The sequence below is a fragment of the Hymenobacter sp. BRD67 genome (genome assembly GCF_013256425.1).
In the GTDB taxonomy this organism is placed as follows: Bacteria; Bacteroidota; Bacteroidia; order Cytophagales; family Hymenobacteraceae; genus Hymenobacter.
On sequence record NZ_CP053904.1, the window covers coordinates 3,474,777 to 3,498,246 of the forward strand.

General features: G+C 58.9%; 25 protein-coding genes and 1 pseudogene. 10 read left to right on the top strand and 16 right to left on the bottom strand.

The features are described from left to right. Positions 1–166 precede the first annotated feature (166 nt). The 5 genes from GKZ67_RS16170 to GKZ67_RS16190 form a co-directional block, all read right to left on the bottom strand. On the bottom strand, positions 167–1,252 hold the full coding sequence (locus GKZ67_RS16170) for an HlyD family secretion protein (protein WP_173244295.1): 1,086 nt from the start codon (positions 1,250–1,252) through the stop codon (positions 167–169). Positions 1,253–1,344: 92 nt separating this feature from the next. Beyond that, complete coding sequence (locus GKZ67_RS16175; protein WP_173244300.1) at positions 1,345–1,623, bottom strand: universal stress protein; 279 nt, start codon at positions 1,621–1,623, stop codon at positions 1,345–1,347. Beyond that, a complete protein-coding gene (locus tag GKZ67_RS16180) occupies positions 1,572–1,736 on the bottom strand; it encodes a hypothetical protein (protein ID WP_173244303.1) in 165 nt (54 codons plus the stop codon). The genes GKZ67_RS16175 and GKZ67_RS16180 overlap by 52 nt, the downstream gene beginning before the upstream one ends. 100 nt (positions 1,737–1,836) lie before the next feature. Then, positions 1,837–2,904 (bottom strand): TolC family protein, encoded by a 1,068-nt coding sequence (locus tag GKZ67_RS16185; protein ID WP_317172310.1) that lies wholly within the window; start codon positions 2,902–2,904, stop codon positions 1,837–1,839. Then, positions 2,838–3,200, bottom strand: coding sequence for a hypothetical protein (locus GKZ67_RS16190; RefSeq protein WP_173244309.1), 363 nt, complete (start codon positions 3,198–3,200; stop codon positions 2,838–2,840). The genes GKZ67_RS16185 and GKZ67_RS16190 overlap by 67 nt, the downstream gene beginning before the upstream one ends. A gap of 228 nt (positions 3,201–3,428) precedes the next feature. Between GKZ67_RS16190 and GKZ67_RS16195 the strand changes: the two genes are divergently transcribed. Both GKZ67_RS16195 and GKZ67_RS16200 read left to right on the top strand, forming a co-directional pair. After that, positions 3,429–5,582: a sigma-54-dependent Fis family transcriptional regulator gene (locus GKZ67_RS16195; RefSeq protein WP_173244312.1), complete on the top strand. Its 2,154-nt coding sequence runs from the start codon at positions 3,429–3,431 to the stop codon at positions 5,580–5,582. Between the two features lie 50 nt (positions 5,583–5,632). Further along, positions 5,633–6,334 carry a hypothetical protein gene (locus GKZ67_RS16200; RefSeq protein ID WP_173244315.1) on the top strand — a complete coding sequence of 234 codons (702 nt, stop codon included), beginning with the start codon at positions 5,633–5,635 and terminating at the stop codon, positions 6,332–6,334. Between the two features lie 5 nt (positions 6,335–6,339). On the opposite strand, the gene GKZ67_RS16205 is transcribed toward GKZ67_RS16200, so the two are convergent. Then, positions 6,340–7,737, bottom strand: coding sequence for an ImmA/IrrE family metallo-endopeptidase (locus tag GKZ67_RS16205; RefSeq protein ID WP_173244318.1), 1,398 nt, complete (start codon positions 7,735–7,737; stop codon positions 6,340–6,342). Between the two features lie 539 nt (positions 7,738–8,276). Here GKZ67_RS16205 and radA point away from each other — a divergent pair. The 3 genes and pseudogenes from radA (at position 8,277) to GKZ67_RS16220 (ending at position 12,602) form a co-directional block, all read left to right on the top strand. After that, positions 8,277–9,677: a DNA repair protein RadA gene (gene radA / locus GKZ67_RS16210; RefSeq protein WP_173244321.1), complete on the top strand. Its 1,401-nt coding sequence runs from the start codon at positions 8,277–8,279 to the stop codon at positions 9,675–9,677. A 250-nt stretch (positions 9,678–9,927) separates the two neighbouring features. Next, entirely contained in the window at positions 9,928–11,502 is a 1,575-nt protein-coding gene (locus tag GKZ67_RS16215; RefSeq protein ID WP_173244323.1) for a peroxiredoxin family protein, read from the top strand. Positions 11,503–11,580: 78 nt separating this feature from the next. Beyond that, positions 11,581–12,602, top strand: a pseudogene (locus tag GKZ67_RS16220) (SPASM domain-containing protein). A gap of 122 nt (positions 12,603–12,724) precedes the next feature. Here the strand turns inward: GKZ67_RS16220 and GKZ67_RS16225 are convergent. From GKZ67_RS16225 to GKZ67_RS16260, 8 genes are all read right to left on the bottom strand, one after another. Then, positions 12,725–13,066: a hypothetical protein gene (locus tag GKZ67_RS16225; RefSeq protein WP_173244326.1), complete on the bottom strand. Its 342-nt coding sequence runs from the start codon at positions 13,064–13,066 to the stop codon at positions 12,725–12,727. A 115-nt stretch (positions 13,067–13,181) separates the two neighbouring features. Continuing rightward, positions 13,182–13,373: a FeoB-associated Cys-rich membrane protein gene (locus tag GKZ67_RS16230; RefSeq protein ID WP_217278606.1), complete on the bottom strand. Its 192-nt coding sequence runs from the start codon at positions 13,371–13,373 to the stop codon at positions 13,182–13,184. 80 nt (positions 13,374–13,453) lie between these two features. Then, positions 13,454–14,272, bottom strand: a complete 819-nt coding sequence (locus tag GKZ67_RS16235; protein WP_173244329.1) for an inositol monophosphatase family protein — start codon at positions 14,270–14,272, stop codon at positions 13,454–13,456. A gap of 39 nt (positions 14,273–14,311) precedes the next feature. Next, positions 14,312–15,160, bottom strand: a complete 849-nt coding sequence (locus GKZ67_RS16240; RefSeq protein ID WP_254245264.1) for an apolipoprotein N-acyltransferase — start codon at positions 15,158–15,160, stop codon at positions 14,312–14,314. Then, entirely contained in the window at positions 15,157–16,026 is an 870-nt protein-coding gene (locus GKZ67_RS16245; RefSeq protein WP_173244332.1) for a hypothetical protein, read from the bottom strand. Before GKZ67_RS16245 ends, GKZ67_RS16240 begins: the two co-directional genes overlap by 4 nt. After that, positions 16,007–16,774 carry a 16S rRNA (cytidine(1402)-2'-O)-methyltransferase gene (gene rsmI, locus GKZ67_RS16250; RefSeq protein WP_173244335.1) on the bottom strand — a complete coding sequence of 256 codons (768 nt, stop codon included), beginning with the start codon at positions 16,772–16,774 and terminating at the stop codon, positions 16,007–16,009. The genes GKZ67_RS16245 and rsmI overlap by 20 nt, the downstream gene beginning before the upstream one ends. A gap of 98 nt (positions 16,775–16,872) precedes the next feature. Further along, positions 16,873–17,133, bottom strand: a complete 261-nt coding sequence (locus GKZ67_RS16255; protein WP_173244338.1) for a 4a-hydroxytetrahydrobiopterin dehydratase — start codon at positions 17,131–17,133, stop codon at positions 16,873–16,875. Positions 17,134–17,342: 209 nt separating this feature from the next. Next, complete coding sequence (locus GKZ67_RS16260; protein ID WP_173244340.1) at positions 17,343–17,597, bottom strand: hypothetical protein; 255 nt, start codon at positions 17,595–17,597, stop codon at positions 17,343–17,345. Positions 17,598–17,862: 265 nt separating this feature from the next. On the opposite strand from GKZ67_RS16260, the gene GKZ67_RS16265 reads away from it, so the two are divergent. The 5 genes from GKZ67_RS16265 (at position 17,863) to tatC (ending at position 21,960) form a co-directional block, all read left to right on the top strand. Then, on the top strand, positions 17,863–18,375 hold the full coding sequence (locus GKZ67_RS16265; protein ID WP_173244343.1) for a hypothetical protein: 513 nt from the start codon (positions 17,863–17,865) through the stop codon (positions 18,373–18,375). Between the two features lie 115 nt (positions 18,376–18,490). Beyond that, positions 18,491–18,703, top strand: coding sequence for a hypothetical protein (locus GKZ67_RS16270; protein WP_173244346.1), 213 nt, complete (start codon positions 18,491–18,493; stop codon positions 18,701–18,703). A gap of 90 nt (positions 18,704–18,793) precedes the next feature. After that, entirely contained in the window at positions 18,794–19,501 is a 708-nt protein-coding gene (locus GKZ67_RS16275; protein WP_173244349.1) for a metallophosphoesterase, read from the top strand. Positions 19,502–19,593: 92 nt separating this feature from the next. Next, complete coding sequence (gene glyA, locus GKZ67_RS16280; RefSeq protein WP_173244352.1) at positions 19,594–20,901, top strand: serine hydroxymethyltransferase; 1,308 nt, start codon at positions 19,594–19,596, stop codon at positions 20,899–20,901. A 240-nt stretch (positions 20,902–21,141) separates the two neighbouring features. Continuing rightward, a complete protein-coding gene (gene tatC, locus GKZ67_RS16285; protein WP_151089484.1) occupies positions 21,142–21,960 on the top strand; it encodes a twin-arginine translocase subunit TatC in 819 nt (272 codons plus the stop codon). Between the two features lie 51 nt (positions 21,961–22,011). On the opposite strand, the gene GKZ67_RS16290 is transcribed toward tatC, so the two are convergent. Next, the gene (locus GKZ67_RS16290; protein ID WP_173244355.1) at positions 22,012–22,401 is read right to left on the bottom strand and encodes a hypothetical protein; all 390 of its coding nucleotides are present in this window, start codon (positions 22,399–22,401) and stop codon (positions 22,012–22,014) included. Next, entirely contained in the window at positions 22,401–23,447 is a 1,047-nt protein-coding gene (locus GKZ67_RS16295; protein ID WP_173244358.1) for a hypothetical protein, read from the bottom strand. The genes GKZ67_RS16290 and GKZ67_RS16295 overlap by 1 nt, the downstream gene beginning before the upstream one ends. Between the last annotated feature and the right edge of the window lie 23 nt (positions 23,448–23,470).

Consider the following 23,470-nt stretch of genomic DNA (forward strand, 5'->3'; position numbering starts at 1 on the left):
GCAGCAGAGAACTACCGTAACTACGATAATCCATTTTCTAAATCCGGTTTCCATAAACTAGATTAGTTGTGAGTTAAAGGTTAAGAGTTAAGAGTTGAAAAGCAGACTGGCGGTAACGAAACAACTATACTGGCTTCAGCTCCTGACTCTTACCTGTTAGCTCTGATTACTTCACGGCAACAATCGCGTTTACGCTCATGCCGGCCCGCAGCGGGTGCTGCGGGTCTTCGTGGTCGAGCACGATTTTCACGGGAATACGCTGGGTTACTTTTACGAAGTTGCCGCTGGCATTATCGGGAGGCAGCAGGGCAAAGCGGGCACCCGTAGCAGCCGACAGCGACTCGACGTGGCCCTGAAACTCTTCATGCGGATAGGCATCGATTTCCAGCTTGACCGGCTGGCCCACTTTCATTTCTTCCATCTGGGTTTCCTTAAAGTTGGCAATAACCCAGGTTTTGTTGCTCGAAACAATACCTAAAAGCTGCTGGCCGGGCGATACTACCTGGCCGGGCTGCACGCTTTTCTTGCTTACGATACCGTTGCCGGGAGCCACGAGCGTCGTGTAGCTGAGCTGGAGTCGGGCATTGTCGAGGTCGGCTTGGCGCTGCTTTACCACGGCCTGGGCCACGGCTATCTGCTGCTGGGCAGCGGCCACCTGCTGGCGGGCCACGCTCACCTGGTCGGTAGCGGTGCTCCGCTGGGCAGTAGTCGACTTGAGGTTGGCCTGCACCGCATCATAATCACTCTGCGGAATAATATCCTCGTTGCGCAGCTTGGTGCTGCGCTGCAAGTCTTTTTGCAGCTTCGACAAGTTGGCTTCGCTCACGCCGATAGTGGTTTGGGCGGTGCGCACGTTAGCTTGGGCTGTGGCTACGCCCGCCCGGGCGGCCGTCACCTGTGCCTGGGCTGCCAGCAGCGCCGCCTGCGCCGCGTTTACGCGCTGCTGATAGTCCGACTTATCGATGGTAACGAGCGTGTCGCCCTTTTTCACCGTCTGGTTGTCATCAACAAACACTTTCAGGACCGGGCCGGCCACGCGGGGCAGAATCGGGTATACGTCGCCTTCTACCTGGGCGTCGTCGGTGCTTTCGTGCGCTTTGGCAAACTGGTAGCGCGTCCAGCCAAAGTAGCCGCCGACCAGCAGCACCACCGCCAGGATAATAAGTGCCAGCGGGTTACGCTTTTTGGGTTCTTCGAGCGGCTCGGCGACTGCGGTAGGAACCTCTTCTTGGGATTGAGTTTGGGTAGCCATTGTAAGTTGCGGGTGCTGGTTTCTTCTGATATAAGTACTGGTTACTGCTGCTTTGCCCTAACTACGTAACAGCCAGGGAGCAGCCAATGCTTTTACTCGCGAACGAGCAGGGTGGGACAAGGCGCGGTACGCACTACCATTTCGGCAGTGTTGCCCATTAAAAAGCGGCTGAGGCAGGTTTGGCCGTGGGCCCCGATGACGATTAAGTCGGCATGGTAGCGCTGGGCCTCGGCCAGAATGGTGGCAGCCGCCTCGCCATGCGCCAGCTCAGTGCTGACGCGGGCAACGCCGGCGGCAACGGCCGCGGCCCGATGGGCCGTCAGCGCAGCTTCGGCCTCAATGGTCTGGCCCGCCGGGGCGGGCTCCTGCACGTACAGCAGGCGCAGCTCGGCCCCGTGCCTACGGCCAGCGCGGCGGCGTAGGCCACCAGCGCTGCCGAGGCAGCCGAAAAATCGAGCGGGCAGAGAATGGTGGAGAGGGTCATTTCTTTATAAAAATCACAGATTAAAAATCATGAATCAGAATACCTGAGCAGCAGCGAAAAGACGGCGTCTACTCTTAGTTCATGACTTCTAATTATTTCATTACCAAATCTGCTCGCCGGTGGCGCGCTTGAGTTGGTATTGGCCGAGGGTGTAGTTGTACATAGCTTGGGCACGAGCCAGGCGGGCCTGGGCCAGTTGAGTTTCGGCATCAAGCACGTCCAGGTTCTGGCCTACGCCGTAGCGGTAGCGGCCCTGGGCGCGGGTGAGGGCATCGGTAGCCTGCGCCACCTGCTGCAGAGCGTTGTTGTAGCGGGCCTGGCTAAACTCGATATTATTAGCTGCCTGGCGCACGTCGGCGCGAATTTGCTCCTGCGTGTCGGCAGTACGGGCCTGGCTGGCGCGGTAGCTGGCGGCAGCTTCTAAACGCTGCTTGCGGTTTTTACCACCGTCGTAGATGGGCACCGACAGCTGAGCTACGCCTACCGTATTAAAGCGCATATCGGTGATGGCCACATTGGGCAGGATGTAGCCATTTTTGCTACCTACCTGCGCACCTACGCCGAGGCTCGGCAGGTTGCTTTTGTCGATGAGTTTGGCTTGCAGGTCGGCGGTGGCTTCCGCATCTTTGGCCAGCTTCACTTCGGGGCGGTTGGCAGCGGCCTTGGTCAGCTCGGCTTCCAGGTTCACGGGCTGCTGGTCGTAGCTGAGGCGGCCTTTCACCGGAATGTCGGCCTGCTGCGGCTTGTGCAGCAGACGGGCCAGTTGCACCTGCTGGTTGCGCAGCTGGTTTTGCAGGTCGAGCTTGGTGTTCTGAGCCTGGGTGATGCGTACGTCGGTGGTCGTCACGTCAAACTTGGTACTGACGCCAGCCTCCACACGCTTCTCCATCTCATTGCGGTGCGCCACCAGCGAGGCAATCTGCTCATCCTGCACCCGTATGCTTTCGCGCATGAACAGGATATTATAATACGTTTGCGCCGCGTTGAAGGCTAGGTCGCGGCGAGCTACCAGGATATTGTCCTGTGCCGTCTGCACCTGCGAACGCGAGAGATTAGTAATGGCTTCCCGCTTTCCAAAATCGAATACCTCGTACTGCGCTGTCAGGTGAGCATCGAAGTTATTGTTGGGCGCAAATTGAAACCCGCGCCGCCAAACTCTGCGTGCGATACCGGGTCGAGACGGGTATAAGTGGCCGTGCCCGTAATCTGGGGCAAGAAGCCAGCCTGAGTCTGACTCAGGCGGCTGCTGGCTGCATTTGCCAGTTCGGTAAGATTGGTGACGCCGGGGTTGGCGTCAAGTACGGCCTGAACCGTGCCGCCCAGCGTCAGGGAGTCGCTCACCAAGCCAATTGCTTGTGAGGCAGCCGGAATACCGGGCTGGTTTTGGGCCAGCGCCGGCTGGGTCAGCAGCCCGCCCAACAGCGATAGCCCCGCAAAACCGGTAAGTTGATATCTAGAAAACATAAGCCAAGTGGCGTAGTAGTGTGCCACTGACTTACCGACTATTGTGCCAATAAGATGTTGGTACATTTATTATTTATAACTCATTCATTTAGTGATTAATAAAAAATATTTTTCTCCGATATAGCTTCACTCAAACAATAGCGCAAAAGCAGGGTTTCCTTAAATAACAGGAATTTCCCTATTTCAATTTCAGCCATTGCTCAACAGTAATTATCATCTTACCCAGCCATGCCGCAGTCTAACCAAGATGAAACCCTGCTACTACACCTCAACGAGGCCATTGCGACCATCCGGGAGAAAGAGGTCCTTTTTCAGATGATTACCAATAAGCTACGGCTTATCTTCCCTTTCGACCTGATTGGCATCAACGTATTCGACAAGGAATTGCTGAACAAGCGCCTGTTTTTGCGCAACTACGTGGGTGGCTCCACACCCGGCCCGCCACCCGATGCCACAGCCAGCAATTTTTCACCTATTGCGGGCTCGCCCGTCGAGCAGCTCGTGGCCGACCCCCGGCTCCGGCATATCAGCCTGGAAGAATACGCTGCTCACTATCCTGATTTTGAACCCTTTAATAAGCTTCGCAGGGAAGGAATTTACTATATGACAACGGTGCCGCTGTGGCTTAGTGGCCGGCTCACCGGGTTTCTTATCCTCTCGGCAGCGCGGCGGCCGGCGCTCACGCCAGCCGACGAGCGCCTGCTTGAAAAAATCGGCTCGCTGGTAGCTGTAGCCGTGGGCAACACTCTGGCCTTTGAGGAGATAGCGCGGCGCGAGCAGGAACGCAGTATGCAGCTGGCCGTTACCCACGCGCTGCTTAGCATCAAGCAGCGCGAGCCGCTGTTCCAGGCCATAGCGGAGGCGCTGGGCAAGGTAGTACCTTTTGAATATTTTGGAATCAGAATAAATCGTACCGGCCCAACTAAAAACTTTGAGGCTTTTGCCGAATTCTCCCGTGTAGGGGCCGGGCCGCTCGAAGCGCTGGCCATCGACCGTGAGCAGCAGGCTAGCCTGGACCACCGCGGCGGCAGCTACGAACAGCTGCACAGCTTATTGCAAACTTCGGGCGTGTACACGGGAGCCGATTTTCACGCGCTGGCCGTGCGCTACCCGCGGCTGCGCTACGTGTATGAGCACTACGGCACGCGGGCCATGCTGGTAGCCCTGCTGTGGCAGCGCCCCGACAGCCAGGCAGTTCTTACGCTCTCGGCGGCCGACCCGGAGGCTTTCAACGTTGACAACCAAGCTACTATCCAGGCGTTATTACCGCAGATTGTCTTAGCCCTGGAAAACCTGTTTGCCTTCGAGCAAATTGAGGAGCTGAAGGCGAAAGTGGAGCAGGAGCGTACCTATTTAATAGATGAGATAAATACCGACCGGCCCGCCGATGGCCTCATTGGCAATAGCCCGGCCTTGCAGCAGGTGCGCCAGCGCATTGCGCAGGTAGCTGGCACCGACGCCACCGTGCTCATCACCGGCGAAACCGGCACCGGCAAGGAAGTGGTGGCCCGCGCCCTGCACCAGGCCTCGCCCCGCCACGGCCGGGCGCTGGTAAAGATAAACTGCGCGGCATTGCCAGCGCAGCTTATTGAGAGCGAGCTATTTGGCCATGAAAAAGGCGCTTATACCGGGGCCGTGGAACGGCGCATCGGCAAGTTTGAGCTGGCCGATGGCGGCACCATTTTCCTGGATGAAGTGGGCGAACTGCCCCTCGACCTGCAAGCCAAGCTGCTGCGGGTGCTCCAGGAAAAAGAGTTTGAGCGCCTGGGCAGCAACCGCGTGCTGCAAACCGACGCCCGCGTGCTGGCCGCCACCAACCGCGTGCTCGAAGACGAAGTGCGCGCCGGTCGCTTCCGCGCCGACCTCTACTATCGGCTAAACGTATTTCCGATTCATTTGCAGCCGCTACGCGAGCGCCCGCAGGATATTGGGCCCTTGGTGCAGCATTACCTGGCTAATCTGAGCAAGCGGCTGGCACGCCCACCGCGGCCCATTCGCCCGGCCGACATGGCCGCGCTACAAGCGTACCCCTGGCCCGGTAACATCCGCGAGCTGGAGCACGTGCTGGAGCAGGCTATTATCGTGAGCCAAGGCCAGTGGCTCGAGTTTGGCGGCTTTGCCTCGGGGCCTGCGCTACTGGCTTTGCCGCCCGGCCCGGCTACTTACGAAGCCCCTACCGCCTCGGTAACTGGCACTCACTCGACTGCACCCATCAAGACGCTGCGTGACCAGGAGCGCGACCACATCCTAACGGCGCTGCACCGCACCGAAGGCCGGGTAAGCGGCCCTAACGGGGCAGCCTTGCTGCTGGATATCAACCCAAAAACCCTGGAGGCTCGCATGAAAAAGCTGGGCATCCGGCGCACGGTTGGCATTGTGTAGCGTGCAGGGGTTAATTTGCCCCTGCTATATAGTACTTAGCTCCGACAACTATGCGTACACAGCTTACTCTTTTTTTAGCTGCGGCTTCGCTGCTGAGCTTGGCGAGCCAAGCGCGGGCGCAGACAACGGAGGCCCGCAACCTGGCCACCGATACGCTGCAGCCGGCTAATGCCAAGTACCATTTTCCGGTGAGCCGGCTGGGTACGGCGGGTGGCAAGCAGCTTTATGTATTCATTACCAACGTAAGTGAGCGCGGCAATGGCCTGGAGTTTACCTGGCGCAATCCGTTGGTGCTGCCCCGGCCCAAGCCGGTGTTCATTACCAGCGAGCAGCTGCAATGGGTGGAGCTTAGCGGCAAGTACTACGAGCCCGTGCGCCTGCCAGGCGAAAGCGCCCACGGGCTGGCACTACGCCTGCTGGTGGGCCCGCGCGTGGAGGTATTCGATGTGGCAACGCCCAAGAAAGGGGTGCCTGTTCCGCTGCCGGTGCCGGGCGCCGTACTGGTGCCAGTTGTTTGGACCGGCGCTTTCGGCGATAAGTACAACCATGCATGGTACCTGCGCCGCCCCGGTGCCACAACTATGACGGCCGTACCGGAAGGCAAAAAGTTTGCGCCCTTCCTGGCCGATTACCTCGCCGACTCTCCCGAAGTGGCGGCCGCCATTCGGGCCGGAGCCGAAGGACACCGCTACGCCAATGTGCCCCAGCTGCTCGACGCCTACAACCACTCTGCCCAAGAAGCCGGCCACTAGCGGCCTCACCCGGCCACCAGCGCCGCTACAGCGTCCTCAAATGCGGTGCGCTCGGCGGCATGCTGCACCTGCACCGGCGGGGCGGCGCGCACCTCGCAATCCGCCAGCGGACAGCGCTCGCAGGTTTCGTTCACTAGCTTAACCGGCAGCAGCGGGTCGGCCAGAAACCGGAGCTGCCGGCGCAGGTTGTCGTCGCAGCGCAGGCCCACGGTTACACTCATGGCCGGGGCCTCAGCCGCTCCTACGCGGGCCAGCGTAAAGCACAGGTACTCATCGTCGGTACCCAGGTACTGCGAGCGCTGCGCAGCGGGCAGCATGCACAGCGGCGCGCCGGGCTTGGGCGGCGTGGCAGCCCGGCCTTCTGCAATCAGCCGCAGGCTTACCCAGCGGCGGCAGTAGTGCTCATTTAGCTCATTGCCGTGCGGATTGTGCAGGCGCGAGAGGTGCAGCTCCTTGGTCAGCACGTAGGTAGCCCCGGCCCGCGGCTGGTCAAATCGCAGAAAAAACAGGCTGGTCAGCCCAAAGTACCGGGGCAGCAGCGTAGCCAGGCGCTGCATTAGCATTTCCGGGCTCACGTCGTAGCGCGTTAGCAGGGCCAGCATACTTTCGGGCTGCCACGTTTCAGCGCTAAAAAATGCTCGCAGGTCGCGCACCATACTATCCTCCTCCATCAGCAGCGCGCTGGCAAAGTAGGACGCCCGAAAATTATTGAGCACCTCCTCAAACGAGCGTATTTCGAGCGTGTTGGGGCTGGCGTAGTGTCGCTCTTTCAGCTTGAGGTAATTGAAGCCCACCTCACGCCCCAGAATGAAAGCCTGCTGGCCCCGGCTCAGGTTGGGGTGTAGCAGCAGGGTGCGGGTTTTGGGCTGCAGCACCGAGCGCAGGCGGCCGGCCGCCGCCACGGGGTAGTGCGCCAGGGTGGTGCGGTCGAGCGTGTAGCCATACTCCTGCGTCAGCACCGCTTCGAGCTGGGCTACGCCGAAGGGCAGTTCGGTAGCCAGCTGCCGGCTGGCCACAAAGGCCCGCGCATCCTGCTCCAGGTCTTCGAAGTAGTTGTCGTGCATTTCCTGGTACGAGCGCAGTGCGGCCACAAAAAAATGCTCCTGCCGCATCTCGTAGTTGCGCGCAATCTCGAAGATGGTGCTGATAAAGGCATTCATCTTGGCCGGCGCATTGGCAATGAGGTCGATGAGCCGCGCCGGCTCCAGCCCGAACATAGCCAATGGAAACTCCTGGAGCAGCCTGGAACTTAGCAGGTCGGCCACCGGCTCCAGCCGGCGTGGCAGCTCAGCCGACGTCAGCTGGTCGTAACGTACTTCTAAGAACTTGCTCAGACTTACTATTTTATCTTCCTTAGGATATTTTTTACCTTTCTCAATCTCATTGAGGTAGCTAATCGACATGTCGCAGCCCGCGCCAGCTCGGCCGGCGACAGGCCCCGCTCCTGCCGCAGCTCGCGCAGCTTTAAACCAAAAATAAGCCGGACAATCTGGCCGTGGCTAATCATATATTATTTTTACTATATATAAAATGTGTGTACCTGGCTGTCGGCTGGCATGGCCCGCGTCGTAGGAAAGCAACTTCTTTTTTCTTGCCGACGAAAAAGCCTACCCTACTCTCCAAATGCGATTTCTTACGGCTGCAAAGCTACCAAAAGACTGTAAAGCTTATTTTTAGCGCAGCTATTGCTGGCGTAGCGGCTACAAAATCAGCTTTGCACAGCCTTGAGCTTGAGCCATTGCTGGTTTTTGGCATAAAGTCTGTTACTACCCAGCCCAAATCCAACTAAGTAAGTGTTTGGAAAGCCTCTTTCGTTTCGGGAGAGGCTTTTTATATAGCAACACTCTACTAGTAATGCCGCGCATCCTCCCCGGCCTTGTGCAACCTTTTTAGCTTTTTGAGCCTTATTCTTGCACATTATTTTAGCAAGAATCCGGGACAAATGGCGAAGGCAAGAACCGTTTATTTCTGTCAGAGCTGCGGGGCGCAGTCGGCCAAGTGGATAGGGCGCTGCCCTTCGTGCGGCGAGTGGAACACCTACGTTGAAGAAGTTATTCAGAAGGAAACCGTGGCCACCACTACCGGCCAGTGGAAGCCTGCCAGCACCGTGCCCGGCGGCAACCTCAACAAAGCAGCCAAGTCGCGCCCCTTGGCTGATATTCAGCACGAAGAAGAGCCGCGCATTCTCACGCCCGACGGCGAGCTGAACCGCGTGCTGGGTGGCGGTCTGGTACCGGGCTCTATTGTGCTCATCGGCGGCGAGCCGGGCATTGGCAAGAGCACGCTCATGCTTCAGATTGCCCTGATGATGAAGCAGCTACGCATTCTGTACGTGAGCGGCGAAGAAAGCGAGGCCCAGATAAAGATGCGGGCCGAGCGCCTGGCCGACGGCCAACACGCCAATTGCTACATATTAACTGAAACCAATACGCAGAATATTTTCCGGCAGGTAGACCAGGTGCAGCCCAACCTGCTCGTCATCGACTCTATCCAGACCATGCATTCGACGCTGGTAGAGAGTGGGGCGGGCTCGGTGAGCCAGGTGCGCGAGTGCACGGCCGAGTTTCTAAAATACGCCAAGGAAACCGGCGTGCCGGTGCTGCTCATCGGGCACATTACCAAGGATGGCAGCATTGCGGGCCCCAAAATTCTGGAGCACATGGTCGATACCGTGCTGCAGTTTGAGGGCGACCGGCATTTAAGCTACCGCATTCTGCGCACCACCAAAAACCGCTTTGGCAGCACCTCGGAGCTAGGCATTTACGAGATGCAGGGCACCGGCCTGCGCCAGGTATCGAACCCGTCCGAGATTCTACTTTCGCAGCGCGCCGAAAGCCTGAGCGGCATGGCTATCGGGGCTACGCTGGAAGGCAACCGCCCGCTACTGGTAGAAGTGCAGGCCCTGGTAACGCCTGCCACCTACGGCACGCCCCAGCGTAGCAGTACGGGCTTCGACAGCAAGCGCCTGCAAATGCTACTGGCTGTACTCGAAAAGCGCGCCGGCCTGCGCCTCGGCCAGCACGATGTGTTTCTGAATATCGCCGGCGGCCTGCGCCTCGACGACCCGGCGCTCGATGCGGCCGTGTGCGCCGCCGTAGTTTCCTCGCTCAATGACCTACCTATTCCGGGCGACGTATGCCTGGCCGCCGAGGTTGGCCTCAGCGGGGAGATGCGCGCCGTGCCCCGCCTCGACCAGCGCCTGGCCGAAGCCGAGAAGCTGGGCTTTCGCGAAATGTACGTGTCGCAGTTCAACGGCAAGAACCTGGCCGCCCAGGACCGCGCGGGTCTGCGCATCCAGGCGGTAAGCCGGCTCGATGAAGTGCTGCAAGGCCTGTTTGGGTAAGCTAACTCAGCCGACGTTCACCTGACAAGCTGGCAAACCAATATAGGATTCGCCCTCGAACAGCGGTGGGTAAGGCCATAATTTTCAGGAGTATTTTTTTTTACGGGGCTTGGTGTAAGATGAGCGCCAAACGTGTCTTATCTTCGAAGTCACAATTGACTTTTACCGCGAAAACAAAGTAGGTACTCAACTTCTATACTACCTGCTGGCTTGCCAAAACCACGCCTTTCGATACCCCGTTCGACTTTATATGAAATTACCTTTTACCTGTCTAGTAACTTGGGTACTATGCTGGGCGCTGGCACTTTCTGCCCAGGCTCAATCGGCGGGGGCCCGGCCGGCCGATGTGGCCGGCGCGGCGATACTCACGGGTCGCGTTACCAATCCAACTACCGATACGGTAGCCGTTTCTATTCGCGACAGCCCGTTTGATGCCAAAGAGCGCATCAGCTATGCCCACCTCAACGAGAAAGGTGAATTTCGGCTCAGTGTTTTGCTTAGCGGCTCTACAAAAGCTGATTTAGTATACGGCGATGCGGTTGCTGACCTATTTTTGGACCCTGGCACTGACTTGGACGTTCGTTTTAAGGGTGACGACTTGCCCGGTACCGTTAAGTTTAAGGCCAATGATGTGCCTACCGGCTTTGCTACCAAGCTCCGCAACAACGCCAACCTGACCGACGCGCAACGCCACCGCCAGCAGATGGCAAATGCCAATTCGTACCTGGCCGAATTTGACGAGCAGTTTGTTTCGAACGACGGCTTTCAGGTGCTGCCCGACAATATTCAGCTCTATGAAGCTCCCTTTGTTTCGTTTCTTGACTATCGCATCAAGCATGAGCAAAACTTCCTGGAGGACCGGGCCGCGCGTCAATCCTTCACGATTGACTTTTATAACTATGCCAAGGCAGAAATAACTTATTCCAATGCCAACGACCGGCTTACTTTTCCCGACCTGCGCGAGCAAGTGGTGAGCACGGAAGGCCGGCTGACGATGACACCGGGCTATTACGACTTCCTGCGCGACCCCAACCTGCTCAACGACCAGACGGCCGTTAGCAACGAGCAGTTTCAGGAGTTTTTGCTCAACTATGTGCACTACATGGCGGCGCAGCAAAAGCACCTGCGCACCGACCCCGATTTCTATCCCTTCTGCTACTCACTGGCCAGCAAGCGCCTGAATGGCACCATGAAACTGCTTACGCTGGGTCGCATCCTGCAGGAGTCGTTTCGGTTTGGGCACGTGCGGCAATCGTCGGCCATGCTCGCCGACTTCCGCAATCTGGATAGCCGCAAGCGCTTTCTGCCAGCGCTCGACAGCGATTTTAGCAAGCATAAAGCCCTGGCTATTGGTGCTCAGGCGCCCGATTTCCGGCTCCTGACGGCTACTGGCGATTCGGTGCGCCTGAGCAGTTTTCAGGGCAAGCTGGTGTACCTGAACTTCTGGAAATCAACCAACGGCCTTTGCCTGCGCGACCTGGCCTATGCCCAAGACCTGAATAAGCGCTTTGAGGGCAAGAATATCGTGTTTGTAAACGTGGCGCTCGATGAGCTGGAGGCACCCTGGAAACAGCTCGTTACTATTAAAAAGCTGCCGGGGGTGCATGTGCGGGCAATGGGCGGTATGCGCTCAGAAATAGCTAAAGCATATAACCTCACCGAAGTACCGACCTATTTCCTGCTGGGCGAAGATGGCACCATCCTCAACCCCAAACCCAAGCGCATGAGCAGCCGCGCCGCCGTAGACGAAATAAACCAGTCGTTTGGCAAGGCCGGTATCTACAGCGCGGCCGTGTCGCAATTATCTGGCAGCGGAGCTAAGTAGGCAGGCACCCGGCCGGCGCAAACTTCTGTGGGGGTTCGGGTGTCTGTGGTGCGGCAGATTGCCGCTATTCTCCCCTCTATGCGCTCCACTATCCGCGACGGCCTTTCCTTTTTGCGTAAAGCCACGCTCAAGCGTGTGCTTAACGCCGCGCAGGTAGTATCGTCCTATATACTGAGCCGCCTCACGGGGCGGGCGCGGGCCTGGGGCCTGCCCATAGCGCTGGCCATTGAGCCAACCACCAGCTGCAACCTGCGCTGCCCGAGTGCCCCAGCGGCCTGCGCTCGTTTACGCGGCCGACGGGCATGTTGCCGGCCGAGCTGTTCAAACAAACGATTGACGAGGTAGCCAGCCGGTTGTGGTACCTCATTTTCTACTTTCAGGGCGAGCCCTATCTGCACCCGCAGTTTCTGGATTTGGTGGAGTATGCGAGTAAGAAGGGTATTTACACCGCCACCAGTACCAATGCCCACTTTCTCAACGACCAGAACGCGCGCCGCACAGTAGAAAGCGGGCTCGACCGCCTTATTATCTCGCTCGACGGCACTACCCAGGAAGTGTATCAGCAGTACCGCGTGGGGGGCAAGCTGGAAAAAGTACTGGCCGGCACCCGCAACGTGATAAAGTGGCGTAAAGAGCTGAACAGCAGCACCCCACGAATTATTTTTCAGTTTTTGGTAGTGCGCCCCAATGAGCACCAGATAGCAGATGCCAAAGCGCTGGCCCAGGCAATGGGCGTAGACGATGTATGGTTTAAGACCGCGCAGATTTACGACTACCAGCAAGGCTCCCCGCTCATCCCGACCATCGACTACTATTCGCGGTATGCCAACAACGGTAATGGCACTTTTAGCCTGAAAAACAAGCTTGTGAATGGCTGCTGGAAAATGTGGCATTCCTGCGTGGTAACCTGGGACGGCAAGGTAGTTCCCTGCTGCTTCGACAAAGACGCCGAATACCGGCTCGGCGACCGTGAAAACGAAAGCTTCCGCACGCTCTGGCACGGCCAGAAATACCAGGGCTTTCGCCAGGCCCTGCTCAAAGGGCGCGACCAGATTGAGATGTGCCGCAACTGCACCGAGGGAACCAAGGTGTGGGGGTAAGTTTGCCCACTTATTGATATTAAATAGCTTACTTAAAAAGGCCGCCTTAGTGGGCGGCCTTTCTTATTTCACTTACTAGCCTGGTCAGCCAATAGAGTGGACCTATTGGTGAACTCCGCAGTCTATTTCTTGCCTTTTACCAGGTTTTTGCCCAGCGACTCGACGTGCAGGATAAACTTATCCACGTCTTCATTGGCGTAGGTGCCATAGGCGGAAGAGATAGTGCCTTTCGTACCGTCTGAGGTTTCAACGGCGTAGAGAATAGCCATATCGTCGGGGTTGCTTTCTCCTTCGAAGCGGAAATAATCAATGATGGTCGTTTCCTCGGGGCTATAGGTCCGGGCGCTATCGTCGTCCATCGTGCACAGGCGACCGCCGCGCACCGTAAAATCGTGGGTATAGCCTTGGCTGTTCAGCTTTTTTTCGACCGTCACGAGACTGGTCATTTCTTCTTTATCCTGCATGGCGATGGGTATTTCGGATAACTGGAGATGAAGCGGGCCTAAAGCAGCCTGCCCCGGCTATACGGAGCCGGGGCAGGAGTAGGTTATGCAATACTACTAGTTTTTAGACCAAGTCTCAGCGGGCCGCCGTGCGGGCCTCAATGGTGCGCTGCAAAGCCTCAACGTCGAGAGCTGCGCCACAGGCGCCGCCGCAGCCTTTGGCGCAGCCGGCCTGGCCTTTGGCAGCAAAAGTCAGCCATACGCGCCGGCCCAGGTAAGCCAGCGCCGCGGCAAAAAGCGCAATGATGATAAGCAGCTGAGCGTTCATGATACTCAAAAAACTGTGGCCGCTGCCAGAAAGTTTACAAGGACCGTAAATATTAAATAAATACTATATTAACCACGACTTCACGACTTGTAAGACGCCTCCCAGTGGCGTTTCATTATAGACTGCATTTCATTGTGCAGCAGCGTATTGGTGGCTAGTGTTTCGCGATTGAATACCGGGTCGCCCTCGCTTAGCCACTGCGTGACCCGGCCACCCGCCTCGCGCACCAGCAAAACGCCGGCGGCCACATCATAGGCATTGATATTGAACTCGAAGTAGCTGTCGAACCGCCCGCAGGCTACGTAGGCCAGGTCGGTCGCGGCCGAGCCCCAGCGCCGCAGTCCCCGCGAGGCCTGCATATACTCAGTAAGAATGCGCAGGTAGGCATCGAGGTGGTCGAACTTGTAGAAGGGCAGCCCGGTGGCGATGAGCGAGTCGTTGAGGGTAGCGGCCGAGCTAACGTGAATAGGCTGCTCGTTGAGGAAGGCACCGTGGCCCAGCGCGCCCCGGAAGCACTCGTCGCGGCTCACTTCGTACACCACGCCCAGCACTGGCTCGTTGCCGCGCGCTAGGGCCACGCTTACGGCAAAGCACGGCAGGCCATGAATGAAGTTGGTGGTGCCGTCGAGCGGGTCGATAATCCAGCGGTATTCTACGCTGGCATCGGAGTTGGCCACCGTGCCTTCTTCCGTCACGAAGCCCGCCGTGGGCAATAGCTGCTGAAGCGCTGCTACCAGCCGCTTTTCCGATTCTTTATCAACATACGACACCAGGTCGTGCAAGCCTTTCTGCTGGATTTTGCCAGGGTCGAACTGGTGTACTTCGTGGCGAATAAAGCCTCCTACCTCGCGGCAAAGGGCTGCCACGGAATGGGAGAGCTGAAGCAGGTCAGGGTTCATAAAGAAAGCAGCACGGACCTTGGTAGTCCGCCGTTTGAATTAAGCATTGTTATTAAGCCTACGGGCTCGCAACGCCCACACTACTACGGTCACTATTCCCAGCACCGCCAACACTTGCGCGGCGTGTCCGATAAGCTCGCCGAAGCGGGCGTAGAACGTGACCTCGTGGTTGAGGTGCACGGTACCCCGGCTGGCGGTGGATATCCAGGCGGGCTCCAGCTGAAAAATTTCGCCCTTCTGATTGATGAAACCCGTGAAGCCGGTGTTGGCAGCGCGGGCCAGGTCGCGGCGGGTTTCGATGCAGCGCAGGCTACCGTAGCGCAGCAGCTGCCGATAGCCGGGCGAGTCGTGCCACCAGGCATCGTTGGTAAACAATGCGAGTAGCGTGGCCCCGTTATGGGCATATTCGCTCACAAAGTCGCCGTAGATAGATTCGTAGCAGATAATAGGCGCCGGCAGCAGGGCCGGCGCATTGGCCGGCGCGGCAAATACGGTGCGCTCGGCCTGGCTGCCGTATGAGCCCACGTAACCGCCGAGGTCGATGTGCGCTATCAGGGCGGTGAGCGCAGGTGGTATTTTCTCGACTCCGGGCACCAGCCGCGACTTATGGTAGAAGGCAATGGGAGCGGTAGCGGAGGCAAAATATGCCCCGGCGTTGAAGGTATCGAAGTAGCCCAGGTCGTCGCGGTAGCGGGCAGTTTCGCTGGCCGTCTCCTTGCTTGGATACGAGCCGATGGTAGTGACGCCCGTAAGCAGGGCCACGCCGGGGTGCCGCCCCAGCCACGCCCGGATGCGCCGGATTTTGGGGCTGCCTTCAATCGTATTTTCCCACATCGGCTCTTCCAGGGCAGTTTCGGGCCAGATAACCAGCCGCGTAGCGGGCGTCAGGTGCTGCTCCGAGAGGGTGAGAAAGCGCGTGAGCTGCTCGTTGGGGGAGACGAAGCTGGCCCCCCTTCAAACTTCTCATTATACGGGTCGAGGTTGGGCTGCACCACTACTACTTCGGCCGTAGGGCCTTTTTCGTGGTAAGATGCCCCGATGAGGTAAGAAAGCCCAATGGGCAACACAATGACCAGGAGGGGAATAAAAATGGAACTTGGCCACCCGAAAGCTGGGCGTGCCGGGTGGCCAGAGCCGGAGGCAAGCGCAGGCGTGACACCCCCAGCATTCTCATGCTTAGTCTTTAGCAGCGGGCTCTTAATTAAGCTTCTAAAGAGCAGCATATTAACCACCCACACCCATACCGAGCCGCCCAAAAAGCCCGTGTACTCGTACCACTGCACCCACTCGGGGGCGGCGGCAAAGCCGTTACCCAGCGTGAGCCAGGGCCAGGTGAGGTCCCAGTGCAGGTGCAGCTGCTCGAAGGCAATCCAGTAGATGGGCAGCGAGAGGTAGCCCAGGCGGTTGCCCAGACGCTTTTTGGTTTGCCGGAAGGCCATGAGCGGCAGGCACATCAGCAGGGCATTGAGCACCACAGCCGCAATGCCGGCGGGCAGCGACGAATAGCTTACCCACCAGGTAGTAAGTGCGTTCCAGAGCAGCAGCACCCAGTAAGTATAGGCAAATACGCGGCCCTTGCGCGCATTGGCCAGGGTGAGCTGCCGCTCCATCAGCAGGTAGGGAACCCAGCCGGCGAAGAGCGCCAGGGCCAGCGGGCCTATCGGCTGCGGCGGCCAGCCGCCGCTCAGTAGCAGCGCGCTCAGGGTAGCCAGCACCAGGGGGCGCTGCCAGAAGCTACGCGGCGGGGTCGTCATCGGCATCACCATCGTCAGAGGCTTCGTCGTCGCGGAAGTTGTATTTGCTGCGCTCACCTTTTTCTTGTTTAGCACCTTCTACTACCAGTACAATTTCGCCCTTAATGGCTGAGCGGGCCGCCAGCGTCGTCGCCAGCTCACCCAGCGAGGCAGTCAGCGTTTCCTCAAACAGCTTGGTCAGCTCGCGGCTCACGCTGGCGGGCCGCTCCGGACCGAACACCTCGGCCAGCTGCGTCAGGGTTTTGACGATGCGGTGCGGCGACTCGTAAAAAATAAGCGTACGCGTTTCGCGCGCCAGCTCCTGCAAGCGGGTTTGCCGGCCTTTCTTCACCGGCAAAAAGCCCTCGAAGGCAAACCGCTCGGCCCCAAAGCCCGACTTGAGCAGCGCTGGGATGAGGGCCGTCGGCCCCGGCAGGCACTCCACGGCAAGGCCCCGCGCTAGGCACTCTCGCACCAATAGAAAGCCGGGGTCGGAGATGCCCGGCGTGCCGGCGTCACTCACCAGGGCCATGCGCTCACCCTTGGCCAGGCGCTCGAGCAGGCGCGGCACTACCTGGTGCTCATTGTGCAGATGGTAAGCTTGCAGCGGCTTTTTTAGCTCCAGGTGCTGGAGCAGTCGCCCACTGGTGCGGGTATCTTCGCAGAGCACCAAATCGGCTTCGCGCAGCACCCGAATGGCTCGCAGGGTAATGTCTTCGAGGTTGCCGATGGGCGTCGGCACGAGGGTAAGGGCAGCGGCTTCGGGCATAGCCACAAAGGTAGGGTGAGGCGAAGAGGCCGCAGGTTTTCAGGCGAAAAAGGAACCGGTTAATCCTATTTCGCTCAGGCTGGCAGTATGCCAGGCTTTTAACTTGCCAGCTCCTTACCCTGGTAGGCAGTCGCCAGTTTATCGATGGCGGCTGCCAGCCCGTGGTCTTTGGCCGTAACCACGCGCCCGGCTGAGTGCGTGCAGAGCCGAAAGCTTACCGTGTTATAGTCGTTACTCCACCACGGGTGATGGTCCTGAAACTCGGCTTCCTCGGCTACATCAGTCATGAAGCTAAAGGCCGTCCGGAAGTCCTTAAAGCGGAAGGCGCAGGTCAGGGCATTGTCTTGTTCGGTCCACATAAGGGCGAGGCAGTTGTTATTAAATACTAAATATACCCCCTTCTCCTCATTACACGCCGCAGTGGTTTAGAGCGGTTTCCAAGTCGGAGAACGGCTTGGCTGGTGCGAGCCGCCGGCTTTGGAACCCACTCTGGGAAGTCCATAAATCAGAAAGCTGCCCCAGCCTTCTGACAAAGCCGGGGCAGCCTGAATTACTTTACGACAATTAATTAGCGGTGGCTGTAGCTATAGCCGTGGTCGTGGCGGCGAGTAGCTTCAAAGCGAGCGTGCTCAGCCACTCGCCGCTGCTCCAGGCGGCGCTCCTGGGCCATACGGTGCTGCTGCTCGTTGCGAGCCACCTCCAGACGCTGGCGCTGACGGGGCGACGGGCGATAAGGACCCTGAGCGGGAAAAGCAGCGGCCGAAGCAGCAGTAGTAACAAGCAGCGTAAAGGCTGCAACAAACGAAAGCAGGGAGGTTTTCATGGGAAAAGCGAGTGGAAAGTGAGAAAGAAAATCAGGACGCGTCTGCCCATTGCAAGGCAAGCCCTGTGCCATATCCAGGGAAGTGCTTTCAGGGATTTTTGCTTTTGCCTTACTAATGAACAGCTTACATTTTCAGGGAAGGTCCTGACTGTCGACTAAATGAGCAAGTGTGCCGATGAAAGCTGCTGCGGCTAAACCCAAATCAGCAAACCACAGTACACTTTCCCAGGCGCCCCGCCTTTTCAACCAGCCGCGCCTCTTACTTATGTCAGTCGACCCGAACAACCGTCCCATCCGCGTCATCAACGACGATACGACCGAAGAAGAATTTGCTGCCGGCCTGCGCATTCCCAATGCCGACCCGCCCAAGAATGAAAAAGCCCGCGGCGGCTTTGGCAACCGCGATGGCAAGGAAGGATTTGGCACGGTAAACGGCGAGGGCGAAACCGCCTTGGCCATGAATTCGAACACCGATACCCACCAGCCCGGCGACAATATGCGCACCGCCGACGAGGGGGCCGACCAGCGCCCCGACCAGGACCTGCCCAGCCCCGACTACGAGCGCGACGAGAACGGCCATCGGCCGCAGCGCGGCCCCGTTGATGAGCTTGATGCTGATGACCTGCGCCGGGGTCCCGACGAGATGGAGGATGCCGACTCGCACGTGGGCATGGGCCAGATGGCACCCAAACCTGTCAAGCCCGCCACCGGCACCGATACCAATGCCGAGCTGACTGACCCCGGTGCCCAGGACTCGGCTATCGACCAGGGATTTTAAGTGCCACAGGAAAGCGGTAAGCAGCGGCTTTGGAGTGCTCCAGAACGCTTATAAGCGCTGACTGACAGCTTCCTGCTTTTTATATCATAGTATCAACTTCTTAACGCTACGCACCATGTCTACCCACCATCAGGAGCAGAACCAGGAGTCGAAGACCAATAAGAATCAGGAGGGCCTGCCTGAGCAACGGAAAGCTGACGCATTGCCAGCTGGCAGCCTTGATGAAGCTACCGAAGCTCGCCTCGCCGACGAAGCACAGGATGCAGGCACTACCCACCCCAATCGCGGCCACAACAAGCCCGAGCTTGACAAAGGCAGCTACGCCTAAACGCTAAGCTTTTGGCCTGCAAAATGCCCCGGCCGCAAGGCACGGGGCATTTTCTTGCTTATATAGCATAATTACTACGTTTACAGTTCTGTGTCAATTTCCCGCCGCTTCGCTGCCACCGACCTGCACGGCTGTCTGCGCACTTTCCGCTACCTGGTGGAAGAAGAGCTACGGCTGCGCCCCACCGATAGCTTATATCTGCTGGGCGACTACGTAAACAAAGGCCCGAGCAGCGGTGGGCTGCTGGCCTACCTGATGCAGCTGCAAGCTGCTGGCTACCAGGTACAGTGCTTGCGGGGCAACCACGACCAGGAGCTACTTGACGCGGCACACGGCCACGCCAAAAAAACGTGGCTCACCGAGCCCGAGCGAGCCCTGACACTCGCCAGCTTCGGCGTGGCAAGCGTTGGCGAAATACCCGAAAAATACCTGAGCTGGCTAACTGAGCTGCCCTACGAGCTGGAGCTGCCCGACTTCGTGCTGGTGCATGCGGGCTACAATTTTGCCCTGCCGCCCGCCGAAATGCACCGCGATTTTGACACGATGCTCACTACCAAAAGCTTCGTGTATGACCCGTCGCGGCTGGCCGGCAAGCGGCTGCTGCATGGCCACGTGCCCAAGCCGTTGGCCGACATCAAGAGCCAGGTGGCCGCCCGGGCTGGTGCCATCGGCCTCGATGCGGGCGCTGTGTATCGGCTCAACCCCGAGCTGCGGCACCTCGTAGCCCTCAATCTGGACAGCTGGCAGCTACACGCGGTGGAAAACCGCGAGCTCGAATACCCTATTGCCCGGCGCTGAGCAACGACTTGCCGCCTGGTGGGCAGGTGGCCATTCTATAGTGTCTTTGAAAAGCCGCTGAGGGTGAGGTAGCCAGTTGTACTTTTGAGCCCATGCAAGCCACCGCCTCCACCTCCGCTACTACTGCCGTGTACGACACAGCCATTTTCGACCTCATTGCGCAGGAGCGCCAGCGCCAGACCCATGGCCTGGAGCTGATTGCCTCCGAAAACTACGTCTCCGACCAAGTGATGCTGGCCCAGGGCTCCATCCTTACCAATAAGTACGCCGAGGGTTTACCCGGCAAGCGTTACTATGGTGGCTGCGAAGTAGTTGACCAGGTTGAGCAGCTGGCCATCGACCGGGTGAAGGAACTGTTTGGCGTGGCCTGGGCCAATGTGCAGCCCCACTCCGGGGCCCAGGCCAACGCGGCCGTGATGCTGGCCTGCCTCAACCCCGGCGATAAGATTCTGGGCTTCGACCTCAGTCACGGGGGCCACCTTACGCACGGCTCGCCCGTCAATTTTTCGGGCAAGCTCTACCAGCCCAGCTTTTATGGGGTGGAAAAAGAAACCGGCCTCATCGACTGGGATAAAGTGGTGGACACCGCCCGCCGTGAACGCCCCAATATGATTATCTGCGGAGCCTCGGCCTACTCGCGCGACTGGAACTACGCCGCCCTGCGCCGCGCCGCCGACGAAGTAGGGGCGCTGCTGCTGGCCGACATCTCGCACCCCGCCGGCCTCATTGCCAAGGGCTTGCTCAACAACCCGTTTGCGCATTGCCACATCGTCACCACCACCACGCACAAAACCCTGCGCGGCCCGCGCGGCGGCCTCATCATGCTGGGCCAGGATTTTGATAATCCGTTCGGCCTGAAAACGCCGAAAGGCGAAATCCGGCCCATGTCGGCCCTGCTCGACTCGGGCGTGTTCCCCGGCACCCAGGGCGGGCCGCTCGAACACGTTATCGCGGCCAAGGCAGTAGCCTTCGGCGAAGCGCTCGGCAACGGCTATGCTACGTATGTGCAGCAAGTGCAGAAGAATGCGCAGGCGCTGGCCAAGGAGCTTCTAAGCCGGGGCTACGACATTATTTCGGGCGGCACCGACAACCACTTGCTGCTCATCGACCTGCGCTCGAAGGGCCTTACCGGCAAGCTGGCCGAAAACACCTTGGTGCAGGCCGATATCACCATTAATAAAAACATGGTGCCCTTCGATGATAAGTCGCCTTTCGTGACGAGCGGCATCCGGATTGGCTCGGCGGCCGTAACTACCCGCGGCCTGGTTGAAGCCGATATGACGCGCATCGTGGAGCTGATTGACGAAGCCCTGACCCACCACGCCGACGCCAGCCGCCTCAGCAGCGTGCGCCACCAGGTAAACGAGTGGATGCAGGCTTACCCGCTGTTTCAGGCGTAAAAGCCGCCAAACCCGTATGCCTCGTAAAAGGCATCTATGCATTGCGAGCGCAACGAAGTGAAGCGCGGCAATCCTTCCTTGTCGTCTGCCCGTCGGCGCTTACGTGAGGGAAAGGTTGCCGCGCTTCACTTCGTTGCGCTCGCAATGACAGATTATTATTAACAAATTCAGTATCTACCCGTTGACCTCCCCACTCAAAAGTTTCAGCAGAACCGCGCCGCCGCTGAAGGCGAAGCGGAGATGTCTTTCATCGACCACCTGGAGGCGCTGCGCTGGCACATCATCCGGGCGGCTATCGCAGTGGTGGTGTTTTCCCTCTGCGCGTTTTTTGCCAAGACCTTCCTGTTTCACGACCTCATTCTGGGGCCGTCGCGCTCCGATTTTTGGACGTACCAGACCTTCTGCAAAATCGGGCACTACTTCGGCTCGACCGACCCATGCGAGAACCAGGTCAATTTCATTATCCAGAACCGGGAGATGAGCGGGCAGCTGAGTATGCACATCAGCACCTCGTTTATGGTGGGTATCTGCCTGGCTTTTCCTTATCTATTCTGGGAATTGTGGCGCTTTATCAAGCCCGGCCTGTATCCGCATGAGCGGGCCAACTCGAAGGGGGCGGTGTTTTTCGTATCGGTGCTGTTTGTACTGGGCTTATTATTTGGGTACTATATAGCTGCGCCGCTAAGCATTAACTTCTTGGCGTCCTACACCGTCGACCCTACCATCCAGAACCAGATTGACTTGCAGAGCTACCTGAGCACGCTCAGTACCATGACGCTTTCCTGCGCCTTCGTCTTTGAGCTGCCGATGGTGGTATTTTTCCTGGCCAAAGCCGGCCTGGTCACGCCCGAGCTGATGACCATGTACCGCAAGCACGCCATCGTGGTGATTCTGATTATTGCGGCCATTATTACGCCACCCGATATCTCAGCTCAGATTATCGTGACCATTCCCATTCTGATGCTTTACGAGCTGAGTATCCACATTGCCCGCGTAGTGCGCCGCAACAGCGCCGCCCGGCTCAATGAAGAGCTCCGGCTCAAAGCGGCACAAGAATAGTTGAAAGTGAAGAGTTAAAAGCCACTTTATCTGTCTTTTGACTCTTCACACTTACTTCCTAACTCTTAACTTATAAGCTCCGGGCACAGAGGGCACCGGCTCATACGAAGAAAATATAGCAGGGAGCAGATATTTAAGATGCGGCAGCAGGCCATTCTGGTCAAGCAGATAGGCAGGCGGATGCGGACCAATATTGCGAGCCACGCGCACCACCGCGGCATACTCGTTGAGGTGCCCGAAATCGGCCTGGGCCAGCGCCCAGTCGAGGTAGGGACGGGCGGCCGGGTGCGTAAGGTAGTCGCGGCGGTCGGGGCCCAGCACCAGCACCGCCCGGCCCGCAGCCAGGCGGCGATAAGCCGGATTAGGCTGCGGCGCAAACGAGCTTTCGACCGGCAGCCGCAACAGGCCCGGCAGGCCGGGCACCAGCTCTCGGTAGCGCACTACCACGGTAGCCCGAGCACCACCACAAACAGCAGCTCGGGAGCCCAGCTCAGCTGTCCTGGCAGGCGCTGCCACAAAAACAGGCTGAAGTAGGTGAGCGGCGGCAGCAGCAGCAGCAGCGAGCCCGGCGCCAACCCGCGCCCCACGGCCAGTACCGCCAGCACTACCAGTAGCCAGACCAGCATCAGCTGCCGAAACTTGGTTTGGAATACCAGCCCGAGCGCCGTGCTGGCAGCCCGCAGCAGCGCCAGAACCAGCAGCACGGCCGCGCCGCCCAGCAGCGGCCAGACCACCGCCGGCGGCAAGGCATCGGCAGCCGCCACCGGCAGGCTAAAGCCCCGCTCCAGGTGCATCAGGCCAAAGTTGGGCAGCGCTCCGGCATACAGAAATACCGTAGCTAACAGGGCGTAGGGCGACAGAAAGCCGCAGATAAGCAACAGCGAGCTGCGGAAGGAATTGGCCGCGAAGATGAGCACGGCAAACAGGCCCAGCCCGACAAACAACGCCAGCGGCAGGTAGCAGAGTGCGGCCAGCCCTATCAAAAAACCCGCCCGGAACAGGCGCCGGTTGTCGTAGCCCTCGCGGGAGGTAGGCAGCAGCGCGCTGAGCGCAAAGATGAGGAACGTATGCCCGATGAGCAGCGGCGTCAGCGTGTCGAGCTCGCTGCTCAGGCTGCCGACTACCAGATACGTGAGGGCCGCCAGAAAGCCCCGCTCGGGATGCACATCGGCCCGGTTGAGCACGGTGTTGAAGCGTAGCGCCTGCAATAGCAGCAGGCCGAGCGCGGCGGCCCGGTACAGCACCATTGGCCGGCTCCAGGCCAGCTCCAGCACACCGGCGGCGGCGGCGGCCAGCGGGGCGGTGCCATCGTAGAGGTCACGGTAGGGCCAGGCGCCGGCCGCCACGCCCTCGCCCAGCAGCAGCAGGCGCAGCTCCGCCGCCGTGGTGGGCAGGCCCAGCCACAGCAGCGGCAGCCGAATGGCCAGCGCCAGCACCAGCAGCCCCAGCAGCTGCGCAGGAAGAGAGCTTTTAAAAAACCGAAGCACTAATTGAGTAGTGGTTTAGCGTG

What these genes read in the sequence shown, in the direction of transcription:
- GKZ67_RS16245 (WP_173244332.1), bottom strand. Translation starts at nt 16,026, where the DNA reads ATGACGACCCCGCCGCGTAGCTTCTGGCAGCGCCCCCTGGTGCTGGCT.
- GKZ67_RS16215 (WP_173244323.1), top strand. Translation starts at nt 9,928, where the DNA reads ATGAAATTACCTTTTACCTGTCTAGTAACTTGGGTACTATGCTGGGCG.
- radA (WP_173244321.1), top strand. Translation starts at nt 8,277, where the DNA reads ATGGCGAAGGCAAGAACCGTTTATTTCTGTCAGAGCTGCGGGGCGCAG.
- rsmI (WP_173244335.1), bottom strand. Translation starts at nt 16,774, where the DNA reads ATGCCCGAAGCCGCTGCCCTTACCCTCGTGCCGACGCCCATCGGCAAC.
- GKZ67_RS16225 (WP_173244326.1), bottom strand. Translation starts at nt 13,066, where the DNA reads ATGCAGGATAAAGAAGAAATGACCAGTCTCGTGACGGTCGAAAAAAAG.
- glyA (WP_173244352.1), top strand. Translation starts at nt 19,594, where the DNA reads ATGCAAGCCACCGCCTCCACCTCCGCTACTACTGCCGTGTACGACACA.
- GKZ67_RS16200 (WP_173244315.1), top strand. Translation starts at nt 5,633, where the DNA reads ATGCGTACACAGCTTACTCTTTTTTTAGCTGCGGCTTCGCTGCTGAGC.
- GKZ67_RS16255 (WP_173244338.1), bottom strand. Translation starts at nt 17,133, where the DNA reads ATGTGGACCGAACAAGACAATGCCCTGACCTGCGCCTTCCGCTTTAAG.
- GKZ67_RS16190 (WP_173244309.1), bottom strand. Translation starts at nt 3,200, where the DNA reads ATGTTTTCTAGATATCAACTTACCGGTTTTGCGGGGCTATCGCTGTTG.
- GKZ67_RS16230 (WP_217278606.1), bottom strand. Translation starts at nt 13,373, where the DNA reads ATGAACGCTCAGCTGCTTATCATCATTGCGCTTTTTGCCGCGGCGCTG.
- GKZ67_RS16195 (WP_173244312.1), top strand. Translation starts at nt 3,429, where the DNA reads ATGCCGCAGTCTAACCAAGATGAAACCCTGCTACTACACCTCAACGAG.
- GKZ67_RS16235 (WP_173244329.1), bottom strand. Translation starts at nt 14,272, where the DNA reads ATGAACCCTGACCTGCTTCAGCTCTCCCATTCCGTGGCAGCCCTTTGC.
- GKZ67_RS16205 (WP_173244318.1), bottom strand. Translation starts at nt 7,737, where the DNA reads ATGTCGATTAGCTACCTCAATGAGATTGAGAAAGGTAAAAAATATCCT.
- GKZ67_RS16270 (WP_173244346.1), top strand. Translation starts at nt 18,491, where the DNA reads ATGTCTACCCACCATCAGGAGCAGAACCAGGAGTCGAAGACCAATAAG.
- tatC (WP_151089484.1), top strand. Translation starts at nt 21,142, where the DNA reads ATGTCTTTCATCGACCACCTGGAGGCGCTGCGCTGGCACATCATCCGG.
- GKZ67_RS16265 (WP_173244343.1), top strand. Translation starts at nt 17,863, where the DNA reads ATGTCAGTCGACCCGAACAACCGTCCCATCCGCGTCATCAACGACGAT.
- GKZ67_RS16170 (WP_173244295.1), bottom strand. Translation starts at nt 1,252, where the DNA reads ATGGCTACCCAAACTCAATCCCAAGAAGAGGTTCCTACCGCAGTCGCC.
- GKZ67_RS16260 (WP_173244340.1), bottom strand. Translation starts at nt 17,597, where the DNA reads ATGAAAACCTCCCTGCTTTCGTTTGTTGCAGCCTTTACGCTGCTTGTT.
- GKZ67_RS16180 (WP_173244303.1), bottom strand. Translation starts at nt 1,736, where the DNA reads ATGACCCTCTCCACCATTCTCTGCCCGCTCGATTTTTCGGCTGCCTCG.